Below are 9,918 nucleotides of genomic sequence, written 5' to 3' on the forward strand. Positions count from 1 at the left end.
GGTAACCCCCTCGGGGGGCAGCGCAGCATGCGCAGCAGCGGAGCGTGGGGGCCAGCCGCCGGCGCCGGGCCGCCCCAAGCCGGCGGTAACCCCCTCGGGGGGCAGCGCAGCATGCGCAGCAGCGGAGCGTGGGGGCCAGTTCCCGACGTCGTAGAAGCGGTACAGCAACCGCGCCAGCGTCGACTTGCCCGAACCCGAGGGTCCGACCACCGCCACCGTCTTGCCGGCCGGGATCTCAAAGCTGACCTCGTGCAGGATCTGGCGCCCCGGCTCGTAGCCGAAGTCGACCTGCTCGAAGCGCACGTCCACCGGCCCGTTGGTGCGCAGCGGCCCGGCGCCGGGCCGGTCGGCCACCTCGCGCTCGCGATCCATCAGCACGAACATCCGGTCCAGGTCGGTCAGGTTCTGCTTGACCTGGCGGTAGATCGTGCCCAGGAACCCCAGCGGGATGTAGAGCTGGATCATGAAGGCGTTGATCATCACCAGATCGCCCAGCGTCAGCACGCCATCGACCACGCCCTGGGTGGCACGCCAGAGGATGGCGACCAGGCTGAGCGCGATGATGAGCTGCTGGCCGCTGTTGAGCAGCGACAGCGAGCTCTGGCTTTTCAGCCGCGCCAGCCGCAGCTGTTCCAGGTTCTCATCGTAGCGGCGCGCCTCGAAGCCCTCGTTGTTGAAGTACTTGACGGTTTCGTAGTTGATCAGCGCGTCGATCGCCTTGCTGTGCGCCTCCGAATCGTGCAGGTTGGCCTCGCGCCGGAACTGGGTGCGCCACTCGGTCAGCAGCACCGTGAACACGATGTAGCTCAGCAGGGCCGCCAGCGTGATCCAGGCGAACACCGGATCGAACCGCCTGGCCAGGATGGCCAGCACCATCGCCACCTCGATCAGCGTCGGCACGATGGAATACAGCGAGAACGACACCAGCGACTCGATGCTGCGCACGCCGCGCTCGATGTCGCGCGTCATGCCGCCGGTCTGGCGCTCCAGGTGGAAACGCAGGCTCAAGCTGTGCAGGTGCTCGAAGGTCTCCAGCGCGATGCGCCGGCTGGCGCCCTGCGTGGCCTTGGCGAAGATCAGTTCGCGCAGTTCGGTGAACACCGAGGTCATCAGGCGCAGCGCGCCATAGGCCAGCAGCAGACCAACCGGCACCACCAGCACCGCCGCCGGATCGCCCGGCCGGATCGTCATGCTGTCGATCAGGTCCTTCAGCAGCAGCGGCACGCCGACGTTCGCCACCTTGGCGCCAATGACGAACGCCAGCGCGAACAGCGCGCGCCACTTGTACTGCCACAGGTAGGGCCACAGGCGCGCCAGCGTCTGCCAGTCCGAGCGCGGGCCGGTGGCGGCTTCAGGGGGTGGAAGACGGAAGGAGCGCTCGCGGCTGCCGCGCATCGTGGACAATCTCTGCTGCTGTTTTTCTGGTTTTCTCTCGTCTTCAGCAGATTGTGCCGATGTCCCACTTGTCAAGCTCCGTCACCCCCTACCTGCGCACGCCCAACACCGAGCCCGCCGACGCGCCCGAAGCCACGGTGCCGGCCGATCACGACCTGGTGCTGAAGGTGATTCCGCTGCCAGGCGATGCCAACGCCAACGGCGACATCTTCGGCGGCTGGGTGATGGCGCAGGTCGACCTGGCCGGCTCGGTGCTGCCGGCGCGCTACGCCATGGGCCGCATGGCGACCATGGCGGTGAAGGAGTTCATCTTCAAGGCGCCGGTGCGGGTCGGCGACATCCTGTCCTTCTACGCCAAGATGGTGCGCATCGGCCGCACCTCGATGACGGTGAACGTCGGTGTCTATGCCGAGCGCTACAGCAACCAGGGCCACTACATCAAGGTCACCGAGGCGACCGTGACCTACGTGGCGATCGACGATGCCGGCAGGCCGAGGCCGGTGCCCAGGTCGCTCTGAGCCGAGCCAGACCTCAGGACACGATGTAAGCCGCGCTGCCGGTCGACAGCAGCTTGTCTCCGGCGTCGCGGAACTCCATGCGCGTGCTGGCGACGCGCGAACCCAGGCGCATGACCTCGGCGCGGGCGATGAAGTACTCGCCCACGCCCGGGCGCAGGTAGTCGACGCGCAGGTCGATGGTGCCGAGCTTGATGAAGCGCTCCAGCCGCCGCGCCGGCGGCTCGTCCATGTGGCGCGCGCCGATGGCGGCCATCACCGCAACGCCGCCCATGGCGTCCAGCGTGGCGCTGATGACGCCGCCGTGCAGGCGGTTGTAGGCGTAGTGGCCGACCAGTTCGGGCCGCATGTCGACGCGCCCCACCACGTGGTCACCGGCGAACTCGATCAGCCGGATGCCCAGCACCTGGTTGAAGCTGATGCGCTGCTCGAAGATCAGCCGCAGGCCATCGATGAACTCGGGTTCGAAGGCCTGGGGAATCGTGGTCTGGTGCTTGCTCACAGCGCACCCCAGGGCAGGGCCGGGCTCAGCACTGGCTGAAATCCGGCTTGCGCTTCTGCATGAAGGCGTTCATGGCCTCCAGCGCGGCGGGTTCGCGCAGCATGCGGCCGAAAGCGGCGCCCTCCTCGGCCATGCGCCGCAGCACCACCTCCTGCTGCGGGCCCTTCATCAGGCGCTTGGTCTCGATCAGGCTCGACAGCGGCTTGGCCGCCAGCTTGCGCGCCTGCGCCTGGGCCAGCGCGTTGGCCTCGGACGGCGGCACCACACGGTTGACCAGACCGACCTCCAGCGCCGCCTCGGCGAAGAAGGGCTCGCCCATCAGCAGCGCCTCGGCCGCCCGGTGGTAGCCGAACATGCGCGGCACCAGCAGGCTGGACGCCGCTTCCGGGCACAGGCCGAGGTTGACGAAGGGCATCGAGAAGGCCGCGTTGTCGCCCGCGTAGACCAGGTCGCAGTGCAGCAGCATGGTGGTGCCGACGCCCACCGCCGGACCACACACCGCCGCCAGCAGCGGCTTCGGGAACGTCGCAATGCCGCGCAGGAAGCGGAACACCGGCGAGTCCTGCCCGGCCGGCGGGTTCTTGAGGAAGTCCTGGATATCGTTGCCGGCCGAGAACACGGTCTCGTGCCCCTGGATCACCACCACGCGCGTCGCGGCATCCTGCGCCGCCTGCTCGATGGCGTCGGCCAAGGAGGCGTACATGGCGACGTTGAGCGAATTCTTGCGCTCGACGCGGTTCAGGGTCAGGGTGAGCACGCCGGCTTCGGCGTGCGTGAGGATCTCGCTCATTGCAGTGCTTCCTTGACAAAATCGATGCGGTCCTGGCCCCAGAACATTTGTTCGCCGACGAAGAAGGTCGGCGCGCCGAACACGCCGCGGCGCACCGCCTCTTCGGTGGCATCCTTCAGGGCCTGCTTGGTGGCCGGCTCGCCCGCCAGCGCCAGCAGTTGCTGCGGATCGAACCCGGCAGCCGCCAGCACGGCGCCGACTTCCGCCGCGTCGTTCAGGTTGCGGGCATCGACCCAGATGGCGCGGTAGATGGCCTCGCAGTAGTTCATGAAGCGCTCGGGCTGCTGGCGCTGCACGCCGGTGGCGCCGCGCATCAGCAGCAGCGTGTTGATGGGGAAATGCGGGTTGCGACTCAAAGGCACGCCGTAGCGGTGCGCGAAGCGGTCGAAGTCGGTGAAGGTGTACTGGCCCTTGGCCGGGATTGTCGCCGGCGACTGGTTGCCGGTGGCCTGGAACACGCCACCCAGCAGCATCGGGCGATAGACGGCGCGCGCGCCGGTCGCGGCCTCGATGGCCTTGATCTGCGTCCAGGCCAGGTAGGACGCCGGACTGCCGAAATCGAACCAGTATTCGAACGTTTTCATCAGAACTTCTCCATCCAGGGCCGCAGGTCGAGCTCATGCGTCCACGCGTCGCGTGGCTGCCGGTGCAGCATCCAGTAGGCCTCGGCGATGCTGTCGGGCTTCAGGATGCCATCCTGGTCCTTCAGTGCATAGCGCTCGGGGAAATTGTCGCGGATGAAGGCGGTGTCGATGGCGCCGTCGATGATGCTGTGCGCCACGTGCACGCCGCGCGGCCCGAGCTCGCGCGCCATGCTCTGCGCCAGCGCGCGCAGCGCGTGCTTGGCGCCGGCAAAGGCCGCGAAGCCGGCACTGCCGCGCACCGAGGCGGTGGCGCCGGTGAAGATGATGGTGCCGCGCCCGCGCGCCACCATGCGCTTGGCAACCTCGCGGCCGTTCAGGAAACCGCTGAAGCAGGCCATCTCCCAGATCTTGAAGTACTTGCTTGCGCTTTCCTCCAGCACGCTGCAGGGCACGTTGGCGCCGATGTTGAAGACCATCACCTCGATCGGGCTGATGCCCTGCTCGATGCGCTCGACCAGCGCCACCACCTCGTCCTCCTTGCGCGCGTCGGAGCCGAAGGCGTGGCAGACGCCGCCGTCTGCCTCGATCGCGCTTTTCAGGGGCGCCAGCTTGTCGACGTCGCGCCGCGTCACGCAGGCCGCGTAGCCGCCGGCGGCAAAGCGCCGCGCGATGGCGCCGCCGGTGGCGTCGCCGGCACCGATCACCAGGGCCACGGGTTGGGGCATGTTCACACCTTCCTATTCCTTGTAGTAGACGATCTGGTGCGTGGTGGCCAGCAGCTGGCCGGCCTCGTTCCACAGCTCGGCGCTCTGGTCGAAGAAGCCGTTGAAGAAGGACTGGGAGCGCGCCTGGCCGAGCAGGTAGTCCTCGCCGGTGGCCGCCAGTTCGGCGGCGCCGGCGTGGTAGTACACCGTCATCGACACCGTGCCGACCGGCGTCATCAGCGCGCGCCGGCGCCACACGCGCGGGTAGAACACGTCAGCCAGCGCGGTCAGGCTCAGGTAGTCGAGCGGGCGCGGCGGGTCGTCGCGCATCCACAGCTGCGTCAGGCTGTCGGCCTCGCTGCCGTCCCAGGTGTGTGGCATCAGTCCGGCGCAGGGGCGCATGTCGTAGCGCTCGATCCACTTCACCCGCTTGGCGATGGCCGCGCGCGCGATCGACGGCGGCGCCGGCACCGTGGGCATCACCGCGTCGGCCGCGCTCCAGGTGCTGCGCCGCACGGCGGTGACGGCGGTCGCGCTCAGCACCGTGGCGTCGAGCCCGTCGGCGCCGGTCTGCGTCAGCAGCACCAGCCAGTGCTGGGTCGAGCGGTTGGTGCGCAGCGGCCGCGCTTCGGCCATGAAGGCGCCGTCCGCCAGCGCCGACGCGTAGTTGACCGTGAACGACACCGGCTCGCCCAGGCGCTGCGGATGCTGGAGCACCGCCTGCAGGGCCTGCGCGGCCGTCACGCCGCCGAACGGTCCGACCATGTTGCCGTAGGCCTGATGCGTATGACCGAGATAGCGGCGCGGCGCACCGGCACCGTGCTCGTGCGCATCGGTGGCCTGCGGCGTCAGCGTGACGGCTTCGTCGAACGGGTGGTTCACCAGCAGCTTGGGACGGGTCATGGGCTGAAAGTTAGCACGCGGCACGGTACGCCGATGTCACGCGGGCGCCTGCGCCACGCGCTGCGGCAGGCTGTGCAGGGCCTGCAGCGCGTGCGGCCACAGGTCGGCCCGGTGGCGACGGTGGAACCAGCCCAGGTGGCCGATGCGCGCCAGGCCGTGGTCGGCCGGCGCCACGCGCTCGATGGCCTGCGGCGCCTGGGCGTACAGCGCCAGCAGGCTTTGCGTGCCGGGCAGCGTCATCATCTCGTCGTCGGTGATCGACAGCGCATGGATCGGAAAGCGCACCGCCGCGTAGCGCGAGCGCGCGGCCGGCCCTTCCGCGCCGCTGTAGTCGGGGTGCAGGCACCAGCGCCGCCACTGGCGGATCACACCCGCCGGCAGGTCGCCCACGGCGCCCAGGCGCTTGCCGGGAAAGTAGCCGAACAGCGGCGTCAGCACGGGTACCAGCCCATGCCACATCAGCAGCGCACGCGAGCGCAACTGCGGCGCGTTCTGGCGCCAGTAGCCGCTGCCCGCCGCCACCGCCAGCAGGCCGGCGATATGGTCGGTGCGATCAAACAACCCGGGCAGCTGCGCGCCCAGGCTGTGGCCGATCAACCGCAGCGGCAGCCCGGGCGCCAGCGCGTGCAGGTGCAGCGTGACGGCTTCGTAGTCGGCACGCCAGTCGTGCAACGTGGCATCGACATGGCGCACGCGCCGGCCCGGCAGCAAGGCCAGCGAATCGGCCTGGCCGCGGTAGTCGAAGGTGAGCACGCGCATGCCCCGCCCCGCCAGCCAGGCCGCGAAGTCGGCGTAGTAGCGCTGGGCCACCCCCATGGCGGGACCGATGACGACCTGCAGCGTGGACTGCACATCCACCGGCGGTTCGAACACGCGCGCGGCCACCTGGCCGCCGCGCGGGGTGTGCAGGTGCAGCGCGGTCATCGGTCCGTCTGTCCAGGACATGAGAGCATGCTCTCGCTTCGCGCTGATGACCGAATGACCAATCTCAAGCCATGGCACGCAGCGGTCATCATCAGCGGTGCCAGCCGAAGTCATGCGCCGTCAGGCGCGTCATGCACTCACATCCGTTCGAAGATGCCCGCCGCGCCCTGACCCATGCCGACGCACATGGTCACCATGCCGTACTTCAACTGGTGCCGGCGCAGCGCGTGCACCACCGTGGCCGAACGGATGGCGCCGGTGGCGCCCAGCGGGTGGCCGAGCGCGATGGCGCCACCCATGGGGTTGACCTTGGCCGGGTCCAGCCCGAGCGTGTTGATCACGGCGAGCGACTGCGCGGCAAAGGCCTCGTTGAGCTCGAACCAGTCGATCTGCTCCTGCGTCAAGCCTCCGGCTTTCAGCGCGGCCGGGATCGCCTCGATCGGGCCGATGCCCATGATGTGCGGCGGCACGCCGCGCGAGGCGTAGCTGACGAAGCGCGCCAGCGGCTTGAGGCCGAAGCGCTTGACCGCGGCCTCGCTGGCGACGATCAGCGCACCCGCACCATCGCTGGTCTGCGAGCTGTTGCCGGCCGTCACCGAGCCGCGCGCGGCGAACACGGTGCGCAGCCTGGCCAGCCCTTCCAGCGTGGTGTCGGGGCGCGGGCCTTCGTCGATGTCGACGGTGCGCTGCATCTGCGTGACCTCGGCGGTCTTCAGGTTGACGCTGCGCTCGGTCACGGTGACCGGCGTGATCTCGTCCTTGAACTCGCCCTGTTGGATAGCCTTCAGCGCACGCTGGTGGGATTCGAGCGCGAAGGCGTCCTGCGCCTCGCGCGAGACCTTCCATTGCTGCGCCACCTTCTCGGCCGTCAGGCCCATGCCGTAGGCGATGCCGTAATCGTCGACGTTGCTGGTGTTCCTGAAGATCTCGGGCGACAGCGACGGCGCGTTGCCCATCATCGGCACCATGCTCATGCTCTCGACGCCGGCGGCGACCATGACGTCGGCCTCGCCGACACGGATGCGGTCGGCCGCCATCGCCACCGCCGACAGGCCGGAGGCGCAGAAACGGTTGACGGTGATGCCGCCCACGCTCTTGGGATAGCCGGCTAGCACGGTGGCCACGCGCGCCACGTTCAGGCCCTGCTGGGCCTCGGGAATGGCGCAGCCGGCGATCACGTCCTCGATGGCGGCGGGGTCCAGCCCCGGCGCCTGCTTGAGCACCTCGCGCAGCACGTGGGCCAGCAGATCGTCGGGTCGGGTGTTGCGGAAGTAGCCGCGGTGCGACTTGCCGATCGGCGTGCGGGTGGCAGCGACGATGTAGGCGTCCTGAACTTGTCTTGTCATGTCTTGGTTCTCCTCGCCGATCAGTTGCGCACCGGCTTGCCCGTCGACAGCATGCCCATGATGCGCTCGTGCGTCTTCGGGTGGCCCAGCAGCGAGGTGAAGGCCTGGCGCTCCAGCGTCATCAGGTATTCCTCGTCGACCAGCGTGCCCGGATCGACGTCGCCGCCGGTCACGACGTGGGCGATCTTCAGCGCGATGTCGAAGTCGTGCTGGCTGATGAAGCCGCCGTCGCGCATGTTGACCAGCTGGCCGGTGATGGTGGCCTTGCCGTCGCGGCCGGCGACAGGGAACAGACGCTTCATCGGCGCGCGGTAGCCGGCCGCGTGCATGGCCCTGGCTTCCTGGATCGCGACGTACAGCAGCTCGTCCTTGTGCGGCACGATGGTGTCGCTCCACAGCAGGTAGCCGAGCTTGCGCGAATCGAGCGCGCTCATGCCGACCTTGGCCATGGCCGCGGCCGTGAAGCCCTCGGTCAGGAACGGCAGCAGGTCCTTGCCGGTCGACGCCTGCGCCTTCTCGGCCGCGCGGCGCGCGATGTAGGCCAGGCCGCCGGCGCCCGGCACCAGGCCGACGCCGACTTCCACCAGGCCGATGTAGCTTTCCATGATGGCCACGCGCTTCGCGCAATGCACCGCCATCTCGCAACCGCCCCCCAGCGCCATGCCGCGGATCGCGGCGACGGTGGGCACGTTGGCGTAGCGCAGGCGCAGCATCAGGTCCTGCAGCTCCTTTTCCATCGAGTCGACCAGGCCGACGCCGCCGGCCACGTAGCCGGGCAGCATGGCCTGCAGGTCGGCGCCGACGCTGAACGGGTCGTCGCCCGGCCAGATCACCAGGCCCTTGTAGTCCTGCTCGGCGATGTTGACGGCCTCCATCAGACCCTCGCCCGCATCCGGGCTGATGGCGCGCATCTTGGTCTTGAGCGTGGCGATGACGACCTCGCTCATGCCATGCTGCTCCAGCGTCCAGACGCGGATCGCATCGGTCTCCAGCAGCGTCTTGCCGGCGTCGCCGGGACGCGGGCCGGCCTCGCCCAGCAGCAGTTCGGGGAACAGCTGGCGCTCGTACACCGGCAGTTGGCGGCGCGGCTCGAACCGGGCCGTCGTGGGGTTCCAGGAGCCCTGCGCGGTGTGCACGCCGCCGGCCTCGGCCACCGGCCCTTTGAACACCCATTCGGGCAGCGGCTGTTTCGACAGCGCCTTGCCGGCGTCGATGTCCTCCTGGACCATCTTCGCCACCTCGAGCCAGCCGGCCTCCTGCCACAGCTCGAACGGACCTTGGCGAAAGCCGAAGCCCCAGCGCATGGCCTGGTCGACGTCGCGCGCAGTGTCGGCGATGTCGGCCAGGTGCACGGCGGCGTAGTGGAAGCCGTTGCGCAGGATGGCCCACAGGAACTGCCCCTGCGGCCCTTCGGCGTCGCGCAGCAGTTTCAGGCGCTCACCCGCGGGCTTCTTCAGCATGCGGCCGTAGACCTCGTTGGCCTTCTCGCCGCTGGGCACGTACTCGCCCTTGTCCAGGTCGAAGCGCAGGATGTCGCGTCCCTGCTTCTTGTAGAAGCCGGCCTTGGTCTTCTGGCCCAGGTTCCCGTCCTCGATCAGCTTCTTCAGCACCGGCGGCGTGCCGAAGCTGCCGTAGAACGAATCGCTCTGGTCGTCCAGGTTGTCCTGCAGCGTCCTGATGACGTGGCCCACCGTGTCCAGCCCCACCACGTCGATGGTGCGGAACGTGCCGCTGCTGGCGCGGCCCAGGCGCTTGCCGGTCAGGTCGTCCACCACGTCGAAGGTCAGGCCATGCTTCTCGACTTCCTTCATCGTCGTCAGCATGCCGGCAATGCCGATGCGGTTGGCGATGAAGTTGGGCGTGTCCTTGGCGCGCACCACGCCCTTGCCGAGCGCGGTGGTGACGAAGGCTTCGAGCTGGTCCAGCACTTCAGGTCGGGTGGTGGGCGTCGCGATCAGTTCCACCAGCACCATGTAGCGTGGCGGGTTGAAGAAGTGGATGCCGCAGAAACGCGGGCGCAGCGCCTCGGGCAGGGCTTCGCTCAGCTTGGTGATCGACAGGCCCGAGGTGTTCGAAGCCAGCAGCGCGTGCTTGCCAACGTGCGGCGCGATCTTGTGATACAGGTCGCTCTTCCAGTCCATGCGCTCGGCGATGGCCTCGATGATCAGGTCGCAGCCCTTGAGCTTCTTCAGGTCGTCGTCGTAGTTGGCGACCTCGATCAGCTCGGCATCCTCGTTCACGCCGAGCGGCGCGGG

General features: G+C 68.8%; 10 protein-coding genes. 1 reads left to right on the forward strand and 9 read right to left on the reverse strand.

All coding sequences use genetic code 11. The annotated features are described in order from the left end of the window. On the reverse strand, positions 1 to 1,395 hold a 1,395-nt coding region (locus tag PK606_RS06300), incomplete at its 3' end, for an ABC transporter transmembrane domain-containing protein (protein ID WP_324561988.1). 59 nt (positions 1,396 to 1,454) lie between these two features. Here PK606_RS06300 and PK606_RS06305 point away from each other — a divergent pair. After that, positions 1,455 to 1,913 (forward strand): acyl-CoA thioesterase, encoded by a 459-nt coding sequence (locus tag PK606_RS06305; RefSeq protein ID WP_324561837.1) that lies wholly within the window; start codon positions 1,455 to 1,457, stop codon positions 1,911 to 1,913. A gap of 13 nt (positions 1,914 to 1,926) precedes the next feature. Here the strand turns inward: PK606_RS06305 and PK606_RS06310 are convergent, their stop codons facing one another. The 8 genes from PK606_RS06310 to PK606_RS06345 all read right to left on the reverse strand — a co-directional run. Then, positions 1,927 to 2,412 carry a thioesterase family protein gene (locus tag PK606_RS06310; RefSeq protein WP_324561839.1) on the reverse strand — a complete coding sequence of 162 codons (486 nt, stop codon included), beginning with the start codon at positions 2,410 to 2,412 and terminating at the stop codon, positions 1,927 to 1,929. 25 nt (positions 2,413 to 2,437) lie between these two features. After that, positions 2,438 to 3,202, reverse strand: a complete 765-nt coding sequence (locus PK606_RS06315; protein WP_324561841.1) for an enoyl-CoA hydratase — start codon at positions 3,200 to 3,202, stop codon at positions 2,438 to 2,440. Then, positions 3,199 to 3,789 (reverse strand): 2-hydroxychromene-2-carboxylate isomerase, encoded by a 591-nt coding sequence (locus PK606_RS06320; protein ID WP_324561990.1) that lies wholly within the window; start codon positions 3,787 to 3,789, stop codon positions 3,199 to 3,201. Before PK606_RS06320 ends, PK606_RS06315 begins: the two co-directional genes overlap by 4 nt. Continuing rightward, on the reverse strand, positions 3,786 to 4,511 hold the full coding sequence (locus PK606_RS06325; protein WP_324561843.1) for an SDR family oxidoreductase: 726 nt from the start codon (positions 4,509 to 4,511) through the stop codon (positions 3,786 to 3,788). Before PK606_RS06325 ends, PK606_RS06320 begins: the two co-directional genes overlap by 4 nt. Positions 4,512 to 4,523: 12 nt before the next feature. Next, positions 4,524 to 5,393 (reverse strand): acyl-CoA thioesterase, encoded by an 870-nt coding sequence (locus PK606_RS06330; RefSeq protein ID WP_324561845.1) that lies wholly within the window; start codon positions 5,391 to 5,393, stop codon positions 4,524 to 4,526. Between the two features lie 36 nt (positions 5,394 to 5,429). Next, complete coding sequence (locus PK606_RS06335) at positions 5,430 to 6,338, reverse strand: alpha/beta hydrolase family protein (RefSeq protein WP_324561847.1); 909 nt, start codon at positions 6,336 to 6,338, stop codon at positions 5,430 to 5,432. 116 nt (positions 6,339 to 6,454) lie between these two features. After that, positions 6,455 to 7,663: an acetyl-CoA C-acyltransferase gene (locus PK606_RS06340; RefSeq protein WP_324561849.1), complete on the reverse strand. Its 1,209-nt coding sequence runs from the start codon at positions 7,661 to 7,663 to the stop codon at positions 6,455 to 6,457. A gap of 20 nt (positions 7,664 to 7,683) precedes the next feature. Next, a partial coding sequence (locus PK606_RS06345; RefSeq protein ID WP_324561851.1) for a 3-hydroxyacyl-CoA dehydrogenase/enoyl-CoA hydratase family protein occupies positions 7,684 to 9,918 on the reverse strand: 2,235 nt, incomplete at its 5' end.

The organism is Ottowia sp. (genome assembly GCF_035444425.1).
In the GTDB taxonomy this organism is placed as follows: Bacteria; Pseudomonadota; Gammaproteobacteria; order Burkholderiales; family Burkholderiaceae_C; genus Ottowia.